Origin of the sequence: Pseudomonas sp. QL9, from assembly GCF_041409665.1 — a bacterium.
In the GTDB taxonomy this organism is placed as follows: Bacteria; Pseudomonadota; Gammaproteobacteria; order Pseudomonadales; family Pseudomonadaceae; genus Pseudomonas; species Pseudomonas knackmussii.
Map to the genome: position 1 here is coordinate 4,023,868 of NZ_CP166971.1, position 16,442 is coordinate 4,040,309.

14 protein-coding genes are annotated in these 16,442 nt (G+C 64.1%); 9 read left to right on the top strand and 5 right to left on the bottom strand.

Annotated elements, in window-relative coordinates; genetic code table 11:
- The first annotated feature begins 3 nt into the window (after positions 1 to 3).
- The 4 genes from ACA097_RS18870 to lpxC all read left to right on the top strand — a co-directional run bounded on the left by ACA097_RS18870 (position 4) and on the right by lpxC (position 4,396).
- The gene (locus ACA097_RS18870) at positions 4 to 867 is read left to right on the top strand and encodes a cell division protein FtsQ/DivIB (protein ID WP_043254581.1); all 864 of its coding nucleotides are present in this window, start codon (positions 4 to 6) and stop codon (positions 865 to 867) included.
- A 21-nt stretch (positions 868 to 888) separates the two neighbouring features.
- Entirely contained in the window at positions 889 to 2,133 is a 1,245-nt protein-coding gene (gene ftsA / locus ACA097_RS18875) for a cell division protein FtsA (RefSeq protein ID WP_043254580.1), read from the top strand.
- A gap of 54 nt (positions 2,134 to 2,187) precedes the next feature.
- Positions 2,188 to 3,372 (top strand): cell division protein FtsZ, encoded by a 1,185-nt coding sequence (gene ftsZ / locus ACA097_RS18880; protein ID WP_043254578.1) that lies wholly within the window; start codon positions 2,188 to 2,190, stop codon positions 3,370 to 3,372.
- A gap of 112 nt (positions 3,373 to 3,484) precedes the next feature.
- Positions 3,485 to 4,396 carry a UDP-3-O-acyl-N-acetylglucosamine deacetylase gene (gene lpxC, locus ACA097_RS18885; protein ID WP_043254576.1) on the top strand — a complete coding sequence of 304 codons (912 nt, stop codon included), beginning with the start codon at positions 3,485 to 3,487 and terminating at the stop codon, positions 4,394 to 4,396.
- Positions 4,397 to 4,480: 84 nt separating this feature from the next.
- Here the strand turns inward: lpxC and ACA097_RS18890 are convergent, their stop codons facing one another.
- A complete protein-coding gene (locus tag ACA097_RS18890) occupies positions 4,481 to 4,933 on the bottom strand; it encodes a DciA family protein (RefSeq protein WP_043254575.1) in 453 nt (150 codons plus the stop codon).
- Between the two features lie 301 nt (positions 4,934 to 5,234).
- Between ACA097_RS18890 and secA the strand changes: the two genes are divergently transcribed.
- From secA to ACA097_RS18910, 4 genes are all read left to right on the top strand, one after another.
- Positions 5,235 to 7,991 carry a preprotein translocase subunit SecA gene (gene secA, locus ACA097_RS18895; RefSeq protein ID WP_043254573.1) on the top strand — a complete coding sequence of 919 codons (2,757 nt, stop codon included), beginning with the start codon at positions 5,235 to 5,237 and terminating at the stop codon, positions 7,989 to 7,991.
- A 90-nt stretch (positions 7,992 to 8,081) separates the two neighbouring features.
- The gene (argJ, locus tag ACA097_RS18900; RefSeq protein ID WP_043254572.1) at positions 8,082 to 9,299 is read left to right on the top strand and encodes a bifunctional glutamate N-acetyltransferase/amino-acid acetyltransferase ArgJ; all 1,218 of its coding nucleotides are present in this window, start codon (positions 8,082 to 8,084) and stop codon (positions 9,297 to 9,299) included.
- A 109-nt stretch (positions 9,300 to 9,408) separates the two neighbouring features.
- Positions 9,409 to 10,038 carry a glutathione S-transferase family protein gene (locus ACA097_RS18905; protein WP_043254570.1) on the top strand — a complete coding sequence of 210 codons (630 nt, stop codon included), beginning with the start codon at positions 9,409 to 9,411 and terminating at the stop codon, positions 10,036 to 10,038.
- A 30-nt stretch (positions 10,039 to 10,068) separates the two neighbouring features.
- Positions 10,069 to 11,019 carry a Nudix family hydrolase gene (locus tag ACA097_RS18910; RefSeq protein ID WP_371365196.1) on the top strand — a complete coding sequence of 317 codons (951 nt, stop codon included), beginning with the start codon at positions 10,069 to 10,071 and terminating at the stop codon, positions 11,017 to 11,019.
- A gap of 88 nt (positions 11,020 to 11,107) precedes the next feature.
- Here the strand turns inward: ACA097_RS18910 and ACA097_RS18915 are convergent, their stop codons facing one another.
- The 4 genes from ACA097_RS18915 to ACA097_RS18930 are packed head-to-tail and all read right to left on the bottom strand — an operon-like array spanning position 11,108 to position 15,711.
- Positions 11,108 to 11,680: a cob(I)yrinic acid a,c-diamide adenosyltransferase gene (locus ACA097_RS18915; protein ID WP_043254566.1), complete on the bottom strand. Its 573-nt coding sequence runs from the start codon at positions 11,678 to 11,680 to the stop codon at positions 11,108 to 11,110.
- 3 nt (positions 11,681 to 11,683) lie between these two features.
- Positions 11,684 to 13,747, bottom strand: coding sequence for an ATP-binding protein (locus ACA097_RS18920; RefSeq protein ID WP_043254564.1), 2,064 nt, complete (start codon positions 13,745 to 13,747; stop codon positions 11,684 to 11,686).
- 44 nt (positions 13,748 to 13,791) lie between these two features.
- Complete coding sequence (locus ACA097_RS18925; protein WP_371365199.1) at positions 13,792 to 14,706, bottom strand: putative 2-dehydropantoate 2-reductase; 915 nt, start codon at positions 14,704 to 14,706, stop codon at positions 13,792 to 13,794.
- 39 nt (positions 14,707 to 14,745) lie between these two features.
- Positions 14,746 to 15,711: a response regulator gene (locus ACA097_RS18930; protein ID WP_043254561.1), complete on the bottom strand. Its 966-nt coding sequence runs from the start codon at positions 15,709 to 15,711 to the stop codon at positions 14,746 to 14,748.
- 151 nt (positions 15,712 to 15,862) lie between these two features.
- Between ACA097_RS18930 and ACA097_RS18935 the strand changes: the two genes are divergently transcribed.
- Positions 15,863 to 16,342 (top strand): YajQ family cyclic di-GMP-binding protein, encoded by a 480-nt coding sequence (locus ACA097_RS18935; RefSeq protein ID WP_043254559.1) that lies wholly within the window; start codon positions 15,863 to 15,865, stop codon positions 16,340 to 16,342.
- Positions 16,343 to 16,442 lie beyond the last annotated feature (100 nt).

Sequence of the window (16,442 nt, forward strand, 5' to 3'; positions counted from 1 at the left end):
ACCATGAACGGCGCCATGCTCCGTCACTCGCAACCTGGTATCGGCCGCGTGCCTGCACGCAAGCCGGTACCGCGCGGTGCCAGCCGCCTGGTGGCCAAGGAGCCTTTGAGCGCGCGCCTGCCGAAGCCGAACTTCAGCTTCGTGCGCTACCTGATGTGGCCGCTGCTGCTCGCAGTACTGGGTTTTGGCACCTATCAGGGGGCGCAGTACGCGCTGCCGTACCTTGACCGGCCGATCGCCAAGATCAACGTCGAAGGCGACCTCAGCTACATCAGCCAACAAGCTGTGCAGCAGCGCATTGCGCCGTTCGTTTCGTCGAGCTTCTTCACCATCGACCTGGCCGGCATGCGCCAGGAGCTGGAACAGATGCCCTGGATCGCCCATGCCGAAGTGCGTCGTGTGTGGCCGGACCAGGTGGTGATCCACCTCGAAGAGCAGCTGCCCGTAGCCCGCTGGGGCGACGAGGCGCTGCTGAATAACCAGGGCCAGGCTTTTGCGCCGCACGAGGTCTCGCACTACGAGCACCTGCCGCGCCTGTCCGGCCCGCAGTTCGCCCAGCAGAAGGTCATGCAGCAGTACCAGCTGCTCAGCCAGATGCTGCGTCCGCTGGGCTTCACCATCGCCAGCCTGGAGATGAGCTCGCGCGGCGCCTGGACACTGAGCACCGCGCAGGGCCTGGAGATCGTCCTCGGGCGCGACCATGCGGTCGAACAGATTCGCCGTCTTGTGACCATTTACGAGAAGGCATTGAAAGACCAGATATCGAAAATAGCGCGCATCGACATGCGCTACCCCAACGGCCTGGCCGTGGCGTGGCGCGATCCGCTGCCGCAAACGGACGTGGCCCAGGCCACGCCCGCGCAGTGATTTGAGGAGACAGCATTAACCATGGCAAGCGTGCAGAGCGGCAAGATGGTCGTCGGCCTGGACATCGGCACCTCCAAGGTGGTGGCGCTGGTGGGCGAGGTCGCGGCTGATGGCAAGCTGGAGATCGTCGGCATCGGCACCCACCCGTCGCGCGGCCTGAAGAAGGGCGTGGTGGTCAACATCGAGTCGACCGTGGCTTCGATCCAGCGGGCCATCGACGAGGCCCAGCAGATGGCCGGTTGCCGTATCCACTCGGCATTCGTCGGCATCGCCGGCAACCACATTCGCAGCCTGAACTCCCACGGCATAGTGGCGATCCGCGATCGCGAGGTCAGCCCGGCTGACATCGACCGCGTACTCGACGCCGCCCAGGCCGTGGCGATTCCGGCCGACCAGCGCGTCCTGCACACGCTGGCGCAGGACTACGTGATCGACAACCAGGAAGGCGTGCGTGAGCCGCTGGGTATGTCCGGCGTGCGTCTGGAAGCCAAGGTGCACGTGGTGACCTGCGCCGTGAACGCGGCGCAGAACATCGAGAAATGCGTCCGCCGTTGTGGCCTGGAAGTCGACGACATCATTCTCGAGCAACTGGCCTCGGCCTACTCGGTGATCACAGAGGACGAGAAAGAACTGGGCGTGTGCCTGGTGGACATCGGCGGCGGCACCACCGACATCGCCATCTTCACCGAAGGTGCCATCCGTCATACGGCAGTGATCCCGATTGCCGGTGATCAGGTCACCAACGACATCGCCATGGCGCTGCGTACGCCGACCCAGTATGCCGAAGAGATCAAGATTCGATATGCTTGCGCGCTAGCCAAACTGGCCGGTGCTGGAGAAACCATCAAGGTGCCCAGCGTCGGGGACCGGCCACCGCGGGAGTTGTCGCGTCAGGCCCTGGCCGAAGTCGTCGAGCCGCGTTACGACGAGCTCTTCACTTTGGTTCAGGCCGAATTGCGCCGCAGCGGCTACGAAGACCTGATCCCAGCAGGGATCGTCCTGACCGGGGGCACTTCCAAGATGGAAGGCGCCGTCGAGCTGGCCGAAGAGATCTTTCACATGCCGGTGCGCCTGGGCGTGCCGCACGGGGTCAAAGGACTGACTGATGTCGTGCGCAATCCTATCTATTCGACGGGCGTGGGCCTGCTCATGTACGGGCTGCAAAAGCAGAACGACGGGCCGTCCACGTCCGGCAGCAGCTATAGCGATGAACCCAAGACACCTGTGCTGGAACGGCTGAAACGCTGGGTCCAGGGCAACTTCTGATTTACCGGCGCGGTAAATGTAGGCGACACAACTAGAAAGGAAGGAGAGGGGAAAATGTTCGAACTCGTCGATAACGTCCCGCAAACAGCAGTCATCAAAGTCATCGGTGTCGGTGGTGGCGGTGGCAACGCCGTGAACCACATGGCCAAGAACAACGTCGATGGCGTGGAATTCATCTGCGCCAACACCGACGCTCAGGCGCTGAAGAACATCGCAGCTCGTACCGTGCTGCAGCTCGGCCCGGGCGTAACCAAGGGTCTGGGCGCTGGCGCCAACCCTGAAGTCGGCCGTCAGGCCGCGATCGAGGATCGCGACCGCATCGCCGAGGTGCTGGAAGGCGCCGACATGGTCTTCATCACCACCGGCATGGGTGGCGGCACCGGTACCGGCGCTGCTCCGATCATCGCCGAAGTGGCGAAAGAGATGGGCATCCTGACCGTTGCCGTGGTCACCCGTCCGTTCCCGTTCGAAGGCCGCAAGCGCATGCAGATCGCCGATGAAGGCATCCGCTCGCTGGCTGAAAGCGTCGACTCGCTGATCACCATCCCCAACGAGAAGCTGCTGACCATCCTGGGCAAAGACGCCAGCCTGCTGGCCGCCTTCGCCAAGGCCGACGATGTGCTCGCCGGTGCAGTGCGCGGCATCTCCGACATCATCAAGCGTCCGGGCATGATCAACGTCGACTTCGCCGACGTGAAGACCGTGATGAGCGAGATGGGCATGGCCATGATGGGCACCGGCGCCGCCAGCGGCCCGAATCGTGCTCGCGAGGCTACCGAAGCGGCGATCCGCAACCCGCTGCTGGAAGACGTCAACCTGCAGGGCGCCCGCGGCATCCTGGTGAACATCACCGCAGGTCCGGACCTCTCCCTGGGCGAGTACTCCGACGTAGGTAACATCATCGAGCAGTTCGCTTCCGAGCACGCGACCGTCAAGGTCGGCACCGTGATCGATCCGGACATGCGCGACGAACTGCACGTCACCGTCGTCGCCACTGGTCTGGGCGCGCGCCTGGAGAAGCCGGTCAAGGTCGTCGACAACACCGTGCAGACGCAGTCGGTCAGCGCCCAGGCGCCGGTTCAGCGTGAGCAGCAGTCGGTGAACTACCGCGACCTGGATCGTCCGACCGTGATGCGCAACCAGAACCACGGCGGCGCTGCCACCGCGGCCAAGCTCAATCCGCAGGACGATCTGGATTACCTGGATATCCCGGCATTCCTGCGTCGTCAGGCCGATTGAAGCGATTAATCAGGAGTATGGACGTGATTGGTGTTCAGCAAAGGGCGGTTCTGCTATCATCGCCGCCCATTGTTGAAAACAGTTCGCAACTTGCGCGAAAGCGGCCAAAGCCATGATCAGACAACGCACCTTGAAGAACATCATCCGGGCTACCGGTGTCGGCCTGCACTCTGGGGAGAAGGTTTACCTCACCCTGAAGCCGGCTCCGGTTGACTCTGGCATCGTGTTCGTCAGAACCGATCTGGACCCTGCGGTGGAAATCCCCGCCCGGGCCTCCAACGTTGGTGAAACCACCATGTCGACCACCCTGGTGAAGGGCGACGTCAAAGTGGACACGGTGGAGCATCTGCTCTCGGCCATGGCAGGCCTCGGGATCGACAACGCCTATGTCGAGCTGTCCGCGTCGGAAGTACCGATCATGGATGGTAGCGCAGGTCCCTTCGTATTCCTGATCCAGTCTGCCGGCCTGCAAGAGCAGGACGCAGCCAAGAAGTTCATCCGCATCAAGCGTGAAGTGACCGTGGAAGAGGGCGACAAGCGCGCCACTTTCGTTCCCTTCGACGGCTTCAAGGTGAGCTTCGAGATCGATTTCGATCACCCGGTCTTCCGTGGTCGTACCCAGAAAGCCGCGGTGGATTTCTCCAGCACTTCCTTCGTCAAGGAAGTCAGCCGTGCACGGACCTTCGGGTTCATGCGTGACATCGAGTACCTGCGTTCGCAGAACCTGGCACTCGGCGGCAGCGTGGAGAACGCCATCGTGGTCGACGAGTATCGCGTGCTCAACGAAGACGGCCTCCGCTACGAGGACGAGTTCGTCAAGCACAAGATCCTGGACGCCATCGGTGACCTGTATCTGCTGGGTAATAGCCTCATCGGCGAATTCCGCGGCTTCAAGTCCGGCCATGCCCTGAACAACCGCCTGCTCCGTGCATTGATTGCGGACAAGGAGGCCTGGGAAGTGGTCACCTTCGAGGACGCGAGCACTGCGCCGATTTCCTACATGCGACCCGCTGCGGCCGTGTGAGGAAACCCCTCCTTTCAGCTGTACTTTTAAAAGGTCACCTTCGGGTGGCCTTTTTTTATGGGTCTTTTTTGAGCGAAACGTTACTCAGTCTGACTTTTGGCCACGACTGGCCAGGCGCTCGAGAGCAGCTTTCAGACGCGGATTGCTGATGCCTTCGGCAGCCTCGTGAAGCGCCTCAGCGGCGGCGGGGGAGAGCTCTACGGTACGCGGCGGTTTGGCCGGCTCGATATGCGGCTGGACCTTGAAGAGAATGCGTGCCAGGCCGGCGAATTCATCGAATGCCTGCAACTGACGCAACAGGCGGCGTTGTTGGTAGCGCAGCCGCGTGGCCCAGTGGGCGTCGTTAATGACGAGTAGCAGGCTTCCGTCACGCCATGAGGCTACCCGGCAGTGGGGGCGCGCGGCCGGTTGCAACTGGCTGTCGAGCAACTGTTGCAGTTGTCCGAGGCGCTGGGCTTCGTTGAACAGCCCTTTCAACGGTTTGGCTTCGCGCAGCAGCTTGGTGGTGGCCTGGGCTGGGAGCGGGCGGAACGCCATGGCGATTGGTCCGGGACGGTGAGGTGCGATCTTAGCAGAATCGCTTTCGTTTCGGCCTTCGAGGTGACGCGGGTCTCAGTTCGGCCTTGAACTTTACTGGTCCGACACAATATAAAGCAGGCGGACTGCCTGTCCTTCCCTAGCAACTGCTCGGTCGGCGGATGGCTTGAAGTTACCTGTGCTGACATGGCACTTCAATCGTCCACGTTTCCGAGTAGAATGCCCCATTTGCCGTCGCTCCACTCCGCGGCCAGCCAGTCGGGCAGCCCTCCAATCCCCAAGTTCGGATGACCCAGTCGATATGTTTGCGCCTTTGTTGAAAAAACTCTTTGGAAGCAAGAACGAGCGTGAAGTGAAGCGCATGGCCAAGGCGGTCCAGGCCATCAATGCGCTCGAGCCCCAGATGGTGGCGCTTTCCGATGAGCAACTGAAGGCCAAGACCGCTGAGTTCAAGGAGCGCCTGGCCAAGGGCGAAACCCTCGACCAGCTTCTTCCCGAAGCCTTCGCCGTGGCCCGTGAGGCGGGCAAGCGCGTGATGGGCATGCGCCACTTCGACGTCCAGTTGATCGGCGGCATGACCCTGCACGAAGGCAAGATCGCCGAGATGCGTACCGGTGAGGGTAAGACCCTGGTAGGTACCCTGGCGGTCTACCTGAACGCGCTGTCCGGCAAGGGTGTGCACGTGGTCACCGTGAACGACTACCTGGCTCGCCGTGACGCCAACTGGATGCGTCCACTGTACGAATTCCTCGGTCTCACTGTCGGTATCGTCACCCCGTTCCAGCCGCCGGAAGAAAAGCGTGCCGCCTACGCCGCCGACATCACCTACGGCACCAACAACGAATTCGGTTTCGACTACCTCCGCGACAACATGGCCTTCAGCCTGGACGACAAGTTCCAGCGTGAGCTGAACTTCGCCGTGGTCGACGAGGTGGACTCCATCCTCATCGACGAAGCGCGTACGCCGCTGATCATCTCCGGCCAGGCCGAAGACAGCTCCGAGCTGTATATCAAGATCAACAAGCTGATCCCGCGCCTGAAGCAGCACATCGAGGAGGTCGAAGGCCAGGTGACCCAGCAGGGCCACTACAGCATCGACGAGAAGACCCGCCAGGTCGAACTCAACGAGCAGGGCCACCAGTACGTCGAGGAAATGCTCGGCGAGATCGGCCTGCTGGGCGAGGGCGAGAGCCTGTACTCGGCGCACAACCTCAGCCTGCTGACCCACGTCTACGCAGCACTGCGCGCCCACACCCTGTTCCACCGCAACGTCGAGTACATCGTCCAGGGCGACCAGGTCCTGCTGATCGACGAGCACACCGGCCGTACCATGCCCGGCCGCCGCCTCTCCGAGGGCCTGCACCAGGCCATCGAGGCGAAGGAAGGCCTGCCGATCCAGGCCGAGAGCCAGACCCTGGCCTCGACCACCTTCCAGAACTACTTCCGCCTTTACAACAAGCTGTCCGGCATGACCGGCACCGCCGATACCGAGGCCTTCGAGTTCCGCCAGATCTACGGCCTCGACGTGGTGGTGATCCCGACTCACCGCGCCATCGCCCGTAAGGACTTCAACGACCTGGTCTACCTGACCCAGGAAGAGAAGTACGCCGCCATCATCACCGATATCCAGCAGAGCAAGGCTCTGGGGCGTCCGATCCTGGTCGGTACTGCCTCCATCGAGACGTCCGAGTACGTTTCCCAGCTGCTGCAGAAAGCCGGTATCGAGCACCAGGTGCTCAACGCCAAGTACCACGAAAAGGAAGCCGAGATCATCGCCCAGGCCGGTGCGCCGGGTGCGATCACCATCGCCACCAACATGGCCGGCCGTGGTACCGACATCCTCCTGGGTGGCAATTGGGAAGCAGAGATCGCCCGCCTGGAGAACCCCAGCGACGAGCAGATCGCGCAGATCAAGGCCGAGTGGCAGAAGCGCCACCAGCAGGTGATCGAAGCCGGCGGCCTGCATGTGATCGCTTCCGAGCGCCACGAATCCCGCCGTATCGACAACCAGCTGCGTGGCCGTGCCGGTCGCCAGGGCGACCCGGGTTCCAGCCGCTTCTACCTGTCGCTGGAAGATAACCTGATGCGCATCTTCGCCTCCGACCGGGTGAAGAACTTCATGAAGGCCCTGGGCATGCAGTCCGGCGAGGCGATCGAGCACCGCATGGTGAGCAACGCCATCGAGAAGGCCCAGCGCAAGGTCGAAGGCCGCAACTTCGACATCCGCAAGCAATTGCTCGAGTTCGACGACGTCGCCAACGAGCAGCGCAAGGTGATCTACCACATGCGCAACAGCCTGCTGGCGGCAGAGAACATCGGCGAGACCATCACCGAATTCCGCGAGGAAGTGCTGAACAACACCATCAGCCAGCACATCCCGCCGCAGTCGCTGCCCGAGCAGTGGGACATCGCCGGCCTGGAAGCCTCGCTGTACAGCGATTTCGGCCTGAAGCTGCCGATCCAGCAATGGCTCGACGATGACGAGAAGCTCTACGAGGAGACCCTGCGCGAGAAGATCCTCGCCGAGCTGGTCGCCGCCTACAACGAGAAGGAAGACATGGCCGGCGCCGAGGCGCTGCGCACCTTCGAGAAGCAGATGCTGCTGCGCGTGCTCGACGATCTGTGGAAAGACCACCTGTCGACCATGGATCACCTGCGCCACGGCATCCACCTGCGCGGTTATGCGCAGAAGAACCCGAAGCAGGAATACAAGCGCGAATCCTTCGCCCTGTTCCAGGAACTGCTGGATTCGATCAAGCGCGACACCATCCGTGTCCTGTCCTTCGTGCAGGTTCGCCGCGAAGACCCTGCCGAGGAAGAAGCACGTCTGCGCCGCGAAGCCGAGGAAATGGCCAAGCGCATGCAGTTCCAGCACGCCGCCGCGCCCTCGATCGAGCAAGCGATCGCCAGTGCCGAGGAAGAGCATCCGGAAGGCCAGGAAAGCGCTCAGGTCGTGAACCTCGACCCGGTGCGCAACGAGCCGAAGATCGGCCGCAACGAGCCTTGCCCCTGCGGCTCCGGGAAGAAATACAAGCATTGCCACGGCCAGGTGAGCTGATTCTCCTGCCGTAACGACGACGCCGCGACCGGTCCTACCGCTCGCGGCGTTTTTCACATTCGATCCACCCTTTTTGTAAGGAGCACCTCCATGGCTGTCGGTCTCGGCCCGATCTCCACCCTGCACCCGGTCCCCGGCTTCGAACTCGGCATCGCGTCCGCCGGCATCAAGCGCCCAGGCCGCAAGGACGTCGTGGTGATGCGATGTGCCGAAGGCTCAACCGTAGCCGGTGTCTTCACTCTGAACGCCTTCTGTGCCGCGCCGGTGATCCTCTGCAAGCAGCGCTTCCTCGGCCCGGTGCGCTACCTGGTGACCAACACCGGCAACGCCAACGCGGGCACCGGTGAGGCGGGTCTGGCCAACGCTTCGGCGGTGTGCGCCAAGCTCGCCGAGCTGGTCGGTGTCGATCAGAACCAGGTGCTGCCTTACTCCACCGGCGTGATCGGTGAGCCGCTGCCGGTCGCCAAGATCGAAGCCGCCCTGCCGGCTGCCCTGGCCAACCTGGGCGCCGACAACTGGGCCGAAGCGGCCGCCGGCATCATGACCACCGACACCCTGCCCAAGGGCGCCAGCCGCCAGTTCCAGCATGACGGCGTGACCGTCACCGTGACCGGTATCAGCAAGGGCGCCGGCATGATCAAGCCGAACATGGCTACCATGCTCGGTTACATCGCCACCGACGCCAAGGTAGCCCAGGGCGTGCTGCAGGACCTGCTGCGCGATGCGGCGAACAAGTCCTTCAACCGCATCACCATCGATGGCGATACTTCGACCAATGACAGCTGCACGCTTGTCGCCACCGGCCAAGCCCCGCTGCCGGAAATCACCCAGGCCAGCGGTGCGCTGTTCAGCGCCCTGAAGCAAGCTGTGATCGAAGTCTCCATGGAGCTGGCCCAGGCCATCGTCCGTGACGGCGAAGGCGCAACCAAGTTTGTAACCGTGCAGGTCAACGGCGGTGCGAACCACCAGGAGTGCCTGGACGTCGGCTACGCGGTCGCGCATTCGCCACTGATCAAGACTGCGCTGTTCGCCTCCGATCCGAACTGGGGCCGTATCCTGGCAGCCGTTGGTTACGCCGGCGTGCCCAACCTCGACGTCAGCAAGATCGACGTATTCCTCGACGAAGTGTGCATTGCCAGCCGCGGTTGCCGCGCGGCGAGCTACACCGAGGACCAGGGTGCCCGAGTGATGGCCCAGGAAGAAATCACCATCCGCATCGAACTGGGCCGCGGCGATGCCAGCGAGACCATCTGGACCACCGACCTGTCCCACGAGTACGTGAAGATCAACGCGGAATACCGCACCTGATCCTCGGATTCCCGGTTTTCATCCCTGGATGAAAATCGGGAATTTGTCTTGGCGCGGCTCCGCTCGTATGGTCCTTGGATTAGACAAGGACCTATGAGGAGTGACGGAGATGTCCCTGACCCTGGTGATTGGCAGCAAGAACACTTCTTCCTGGTCGCTGCGTGCCTGGCTGGTCATGCAGCTGTCCGGCGCGGAGTTCGACGAGGTGCTGATTCCGCTTGGCGGAGCCGACACCGCCCGGCGCATTCGCGAGCATTCGCCTACGGGCAAGGTTCCGCTGCTCAAGTGCGAGGACGGCCCGATCTGGGATTCGCTGGCGATATCCGAATACATCGCCGAATGCTATCCCGAAGCCTACCTGTGGCCACGTGGCGAGGCTGCGCGGGCGCTGGCCCGTTCGGTCTGTGCGGAGATGCACAGCGGCTTTGTCGCCCTGCGTTCGAACATGCCCATGGACCTGCAGCGGCACCAGCCATTGGCCAAGGTGCCGGCCGAGGTCGAGGCGGACATCGCCCGCATCGTCGAGCTTTGGACGCTGTGTCGCCAGCGCTTCGGCCAGGACGGCCCCTTCCTGTTCGGCCACGCCAGCATCGCCGACGCTTTCTACGCCCCGGTGGCCACGCGCTTCCGTAGCTATGCCGTGGAGCTGCCGCCGCTGGCCAAGGCGTACGTGGACACCATCTACCAGTGGGCGGCCTTCCAGCCCTGGCTGAAGGCGGCCCTGGCCGAGCGGCATTGACCGCCGGCCGCTGAATCGAGGAGCAATGCAGTGAAACGAGTACATGTCGCCGCCGCCGTGATTCGCGGCGCCGATGGTCGGGTGCTGATCGCCCGGCGTCCGGACGACAAGCATCAGGGCGGCCTCTGGGAGTTCCCGGGCGGCAAGGTGGAGGAGGGCGAGCCGGTTCAAGCGGCCCTTGCCCGCGAGCTGGAAGAGGAGCTGGGGATTCGCGTCCAGCAGGCCCGCCCGTTGATCCGCGTGGCCCACGACTATCCGGACAAGCAGGTGCTCCTGGATGTCTGGGAGGTCTCGGCGTTCAACGGAGAGCCCCATGGCGCCGAAGGCCAGCCGCTGGTCTGGGTATCGCCACGCGAGCTGCCGGACTACGACTTTCCGGCAGCCAACCGGCCGATCGTGCAGGCCGCTCGTTTGCCCGAGCGCTACCTGATCACGCCCGATGGCCTGGAGCCGCAGGAGATCGTGCAGGGCATTCGCACCGCGGTGGCGAGCGGTGTTCGCCTGATCCAGCTGCGCGCGCCGAACATGTATTCCCCGGAGTACCGCGATCTGGCGGTGGACGCTGTCGGTTTGTGTGCCGGCAAGGCGCAGCTGATGCTCAAGGGGCCGCTGGAGTGGCTGGGCGACTTCCCGTCCGCCGGCTGGCACCTGACTGCCGAGCAACTGCGCAAGTACGCGCCCAACGGCCGGCCGTTCCCCGTCGATCGCCTGCTTGCCGCGTCTTGCCACAACGCGGAGGAGCTGGCGCTGGCCAGTGCGATGGGCGTGGACTTCATCACCTTGTCGCCGGTGCAGGCCACCGAGAGCCATCCGGGCGAGCCCGCGTTGGGTTGGGAAGCCGCACAGGCGCTGATCGAGGGCTTCAACCAGCCGGTGTTCCTGCTGGGGGGGCTCGGTCCGCAGGATGTCGAGCGTGCCTGGCAGATCGGTGCGCAGGGCGTGGCGGGTATCCGCGCGTTGTGGCCCAAGGCCGAGGGGTAGCGTTCCTTTGTAGGAGCGAGCTTGCTCGCGAATGGCCTCGCTGTGGGGCTGGTTCGCGAGCAAGCTCGCTCCTACGGGGATGTCTGGATCAAGTCGGTTTGTCTGCCGCCTTCCACAGCACTTCCGCGACGCCTTGACGCTTGGCGGCGATGCGCGCGGCGACGAACAGCAGGTCTGACAATCGGTTCAGGTAGCGCAGGCCTGCGCCTTCCAACGGTTCTTCCAGGTTCAGTTGCTGACAGCGGCGTTCGGCCTTTCGCGCCAGGCTGCGGCATACGTGGATCTGCGCCACCAGGCGCGAGCCACCGGGGAGGATGAAGTCCTTCAGCGGTTCGAGCTCTTCGTTCCAGGCGTCGATAGCCTGTTCCAGTCTTTCCACTTCCTGATCGCCCAGGGCGCGGTATTCGGGCATCGCCAGTTCGCCGCCGAGATCGAACAGGCGATGCTGGATGGGCGCCAGCACGCTGGTCAGCTGGTCCAGCGCAGCGCTTCGGGCTTCCTGGAGATCGGCTAGCAACAGGCCCAATTGACTGTTCAGTTCGTCCACGCAGCCGATCGCTTCGATGCGCGGATGATGCTTGGGTACCCGACGGCCATCGGCCAGGCCGGTTTCGCCGGCGTCGCCGGTACGGGTGTAGATCTTCGACAGGCGATAGCCCATGGTTCAGAGCTCCTTGCTGCGTACCGCCGGCAGCAGCGGCGCGGTGGGTGTTTCGTCGGCCAGCGGCAGGCGCAGGGTGAAGCAGGTGCCTTGGCCGAGCTCGGACTGCACCTCCATCTGCCCCTTGTGGTTGTTGGTGATGATGAAGTACGAGACCGACAGGCCCAGGCCGGTGCCCTGGCCGACTTCCTTGGTGGTGAAGAACGGCTCGAAGATGCGTTTGCGCACGTTTTCCGGCATGCCGACACCGTTGTCCTGGACCTGGATTTCGGCCCACGGCGGGTTGTACAGGGTGCGCAGGGTGATGCGGCCCAGCTCGCCTTCCTCTTCGTCGTCGCGCTGGTGGATGGCCTGGGCGGCGTTCTTCAGCAGGTTGAGCAGTACCTGCTCGAGTTCGTTGGCGATCGCCGGCACGGGGCCCAGGCGCGGGTCGAACTCCTGGACGATTTCCAGCGACTTGAAGTCGAAGCCGCCGGCGAGGTCGAAGTCGTTGCTGGCGATCTCCACGGCCTGCTCGATGAGCGCCGGCAGTTCGCAGGGCGACATCTGCCGGTGGCTGCGGCGGCTGAAGGCGAGCATGTGGGTGACGATCTTCGCCGCCCGCGAGCCGGCGTACTGGATGCCATCCATCAGCTTGGGAATCTCGCGTGCTTCGAGGTAGTGATTGAGGTCTTCCAGGTCGATGCCGATCTCCCCGGCCACTTCGAGGTTCTTCGGCAGGTCGTTCGACAGGCGCCGGCGGATGTTCTGCACGTTGTGCAGGATCGCCCCCAGCGGGTTGTTGATCTCGTGCGCCATGCCGGCGGCGAGACCGCCTACCGAGAGCATCTTCTCCGACTGCACCATCAGCTCTTCCATGCCCAGGCGTTCGGTGATGTCGTCGATGCGGATCACCGCGCCACGGCCGGTGCCGCCCATCAGCGGATAGAAGGTCAGGGCGTAGTGGCGCGGCGAGTCGGTCAGCGCCCAGGTCACCCGCTCGACGCGTTCGACCTTGTGTTGTTCGGCGGCGCGGGTGAGCTGCAGGAGGAAGGGCTTGAGCGAGGGGAATGCGAGGAAAACCGGCTGGTTCACCGCGTCGTCGAGGCTGGTGCCGGAGAGGCGGCTGGCCTCTTCGTTCCACTGGGTAACGTAGAGCTGCTCGTCCACCGCGATCAGCGCGGAAGGCATCGAGTCGATGATGCTGTTGAGGTAGTTCTGGAAGCCGGTGAGCTTCTTCTCGATCTTGCTGCGCACCTGGACTTCCAGTTCCAGCTTCCGGTTCGAGCGACGGGTTTCCTCGGCCAGGCCCTGGGCCTGTGCCACGGCTTCCTGGGCGTCGTCGCGGGCGCGCTTGAGCTGCTGCTCGCGGGCTTCGATGCGGGTCAGCATGGTGTTGAAGGCGTCGGCCAGGCGGCCGATTTCGTCGGCGTTGCCGGGCTCGGCGCGCAGCGAGTAGTTCTCCTCGTGGGTCACCTGCAGCGACAGCTCTTCCAGGCTGCGGATCGGCCGGGTGATCAGGCGGCGAATCTGCCGGGCGATGAGCATCCAGAGCAGCACGCTGACTGCGAGGATCGCCAGCGAGGCGCTGAGGGTGCCGGTGTAGAAGGCACCGGGCAGCTCGCTGCTGGCCACCAGCAGCAGGTAGCCGTTACGGCCGCCGGGCTGGGGGAGTTCGAAGAGGGCGTTGAGGCGGTATTCGTGTTCGCGCCAGCGTTCGAGGTGCTCAAGATGCTTGGGCAGCTCTACGGCGCCTTCGCGCGGTGATTGGGCGATGCGCTGGCCATCGGGATCATATAGCGCGGCGGCGCGTAGCGGCTGGTAGTCGTCGAGCTGCTCGAGCAAGGCGTTGGCCTGTTCCGGCGAGCTCAGCGCCGGATAGCTCAGGGCTGGGTTGGCGATCAGGCGGCCGATGGTCTGCAGCGCTTGTGGCGCCACGCTGTCCTGCGAGATCCAGTAGGCGGCGCTGATGAAGGCAAGGTTGGCCACCAGCATGACGGTGGCCAGCAGCACCAGCAGGGCGGCGAGGATCTTCTTGCCGACCGGCAGGTTTTCCAGGCGCTGGCGCAGGTTGACGAAGGAGGGCATGAAGGTTCGCTGTCCGGACGCGGGCGGGCAGGGTAGCCCGCCCGTCAGGCCTCCGGCAATCCGCGCTGGCGCAACAGTTCGCGCAGACGCAGATGCACTGCTTCCAGCCTTGGCTGGGCCAGGTTGCGGCGGCGTCCTTCGTTGCACGCGTGGGCCAGCAGATAGGCGATCTCGGTGCGGCGGCCGTTGGCGACGTCCTGGTACATGGACGAGAAGTTGCGTGCGGTGGCGTCGATTACCCGCTCCACTTCGCCTTGCAGTTCCCGCGCGGCCAGGGTGTAACCGCAGGCGTGCAGCAGATGACCGAGCTCGTCACAGAGCCCGGCGACTTCCTCTGCGTGGTTGGCCAGCTCGCCGTTGCGGCAATGGTGCAGCACGGTCAGCGGGTTGATCGCGCAGTTGAGCGCCAGCTTGCGCCATAGGCGCTCGAGGATGTCGGTGCTCCATTGCACGGGGATCTCGGCGCTGGCCAGGTCTTCCAGCCAGGCTGGCGCCGGGCCGCCGCGTTCGTCACCCAGCCAGGTTTGTCCGCGGCCGGCGAAGACCACGCGGAAGTCGCCGTCACGGAATGCGCCTTCGGTGCTCGATGCGTACAGGCAGCGTGCCCGTGGCAGGTGCGCGGCAACGGCCTGCTGACTGCCCAGGCCGTTCTGCAGAAGGATGATCTCGGCATCCGGGGCCAGGCGCGCGGCGACGCTGGCCGCCGCCTCTTCGGCATCGTAGGCCTTGCTTGCCAGGAGCAGGCGATGGATGGGGGCACCGCCGTGACCGGCGGTTTCCGCGGGAATCGGGTAGAGCGTTTCGCGGCCATCTTCACAGAGGGTGAGGCCGCCGCGTTCGCGATAGGCCGCCAGGCGTTGCCGGTCACGCAGCAGCAACTGCACCGGCTGGCCGGTGCGGGCCAGACGGGTGGCCCAGAGGCTGCCGAGGCTGCCGGCGCCGAGGATGTACCAGATCATGGCAGTGACTTCGCAGAGGTTGTGAATCCAACGCGAAGTCTAGCGCACCCCGGACAGCCGGCTGGCATTGATCCGCCCGCTGGCGAAGGCGTCTGGCAGCAGGGTGCGCCCCAGCTCCAGGAGCTCATCGACCTGCACCGGCAGCGACTTGGCGTCGAGGCCGACCAGGCCGATGCCGGCCTTGAGGGTGATGAAGCCTTCGCGGGTTTTGAATGCCTTGAGGTTGAGGCCTTCGTGCAGGCGGCGGAAGCTGCTCGGCGAGCACTCCTGGAGGTCTTCGAGCAGGGTGATAAGGCCGAAGTGGCACTCGTCGATGCGCGTCAGCACGTCGAGCGGACGCACCAGTTGCTGCAGGCGCCGGCCGATGCCGTGCAGCAGCTCCTGCTGGAAGCCCGGGCCGTGACGCTCGCTGAGCTCATGGAGCTCGGGCAAGCCGATCAGCATGTAGCAGACCGCGCCGCCGCGGGATTCGACCTGGCGGATGCTGTCGGCGAGCTTCTGCCGCAGGTAGCGCAGGTTGCCCAGTCCGGTGGCGCTGTCGACCAGGTTGCGCTCCTCCAGGCTGGTGATGTTCTGGGTCAGCAGGCGGTTCTCCACCAGCAGGCGCTGCAGGGTGTTGCACAGGCGGTCGGCCGCCAGCACGCGTGGTACCAGCTGCTCGCTCATCGCAGCCTTGCTGACGAAGTCGTCGACGCCGCGGTCGAAGGCCTCGGCCAGCACGTTGTCGCCCTCTTTGCCGGTGAGCAGGATGATGTAGGTGTAGTGGTCGCCGCTCTCGTCGAGCTGGCGTACCCGGGCGGTCAGTTCCAGGCCATCCATTTCCGGCATCAGCCAGTCGGCGAGGAGCACGCTGACCGGTTCCTGTTCAAGCAATTGCAGGGCTTCGCTGGCGCTGCTGGCGAAGCGCACGTTGAGGTAGCCGGCCTGGTTCAGGGCGCGGCCGATCATGGCGCTGGAGAACTTGGCGTCGTCGACCACCAGGATGCTCAGATGGTTGTTGGGCATTGGGCAGGGGGCTCGCAGGAGGGGAGGGGCGACCGGTTCTTGGGCAGGGCGCTGGCGTGTAGCTCAGTTATAATGAGCGCGCATTTTTACCGTCAAGCCAGGCGCGTTCCCGAGTGTGAACCTGATCGCGCCGTCCATCTGGAGAGATGACATGCCTTCGTTCGACGTGGTGTCCGAACTGGACAAACACGAATTGACCAACGCCCTGGACAACGCCGGCAAGGAGCTGGACCGCCGTTTCGACCTCAAGGGCAAATGCAGCTTCGAGCCTAAGGACAAGGCCGTGACCCTGACTGCCGAAGCCGACTTCATGCTCGAGCAGATGCTCGACATCCTCCGCGGCAGCCTGATCAAGCGCAAGATCGATATCCAGTGCATGGAGATCAAGGACGCCTTCCCTTCGGGCAAGGTGGTCAAGCAGGAAGTGAACTTCCGCGAGGGTATCGACAAGGAGCTGGCGAAGAAGATCGTCGGCCTGATCAAGGACAAGAAGATGAAGGTCCAGGCCGCTATCCAGGGCGAGCAGGTGCGCGTCACCGGCAAGAAGCGCGACGACCTGCAGGAAGCCATCGCCCTGCTGCGCGGCGAGTCGCTCGGCATGCCCTTGCAGTTCAACAACTTCCGCGACTGAGTTCCGCTACGGAACCTCGCGTGCCGGGCGGCGTCGCAATAGGGCGTCGCCAGGCGAACTCCGATCGCCATGGTCCGCCATGGCGATTGCTTTTTTAAGG

Excerpts from the sequence above, each read along its gene's own strand:
- ACA097_RS18870 (WP_043254581.1), top strand. The coding sequence starts at position 4 with ATGAACGGCGCCATGCTCCGTCACTCGCAACCTGGTATCGGCCGCGTG.
- ftsA (WP_043254580.1), top strand. The coding sequence starts at position 889 with ATGGCAAGCGTGCAGAGCGGCAAGATGGTCGTCGGCCTGGACATCGGC.
- ftsZ (WP_043254578.1), top strand. The coding sequence starts at position 2,188 with ATGTTCGAACTCGTCGATAACGTCCCGCAAACAGCAGTCATCAAAGTC.
- lpxC (WP_043254576.1), top strand. The coding sequence starts at position 3,485 with ATGATCAGACAACGCACCTTGAAGAACATCATCCGGGCTACCGGTGTC.
- ACA097_RS18890 (WP_043254575.1), bottom strand. The coding sequence starts at position 4,933 with ATGGCGTTCCGCCCGCTCCCAGCCCAGGCCACCACCAAGCTGCTGCGC.
- secA (WP_043254573.1), top strand. The coding sequence starts at position 5,235 with ATGTTTGCGCCTTTGTTGAAAAAACTCTTTGGAAGCAAGAACGAGCGT.
- argJ (WP_043254572.1), top strand. The coding sequence starts at position 8,082 with ATGGCTGTCGGTCTCGGCCCGATCTCCACCCTGCACCCGGTCCCCGGC.
- ACA097_RS18905 (WP_043254570.1), top strand. The coding sequence starts at position 9,409 with ATGTCCCTGACCCTGGTGATTGGCAGCAAGAACACTTCTTCCTGGTCG.
- ACA097_RS18915 (WP_043254566.1), bottom strand. The coding sequence starts at position 11,680 with ATGGGCTATCGCCTGTCGAAGATCTACACCCGTACCGGCGACGCCGGC.
- ACA097_RS18920 (WP_043254564.1), bottom strand. The coding sequence starts at position 13,747 with ATGCCCTCCTTCGTCAACCTGCGCCAGCGCCTGGAAAACCTGCCGGTC.
- ACA097_RS18925 (WP_371365199.1), bottom strand. The coding sequence starts at position 14,706 with ATGATCTGGTACATCCTCGGCGCCGGCAGCCTCGGCAGCCTCTGGGCC.
- ACA097_RS18930 (WP_043254561.1), bottom strand. The coding sequence starts at position 15,711 with ATGCCCAACAACCATCTGAGCATCCTGGTGGTCGACGACGCCAAGTTC.
- ACA097_RS18935 (WP_043254559.1), top strand. The coding sequence starts at position 15,863 with ATGCCTTCGTTCGACGTGGTGTCCGAACTGGACAAACACGAATTGACC.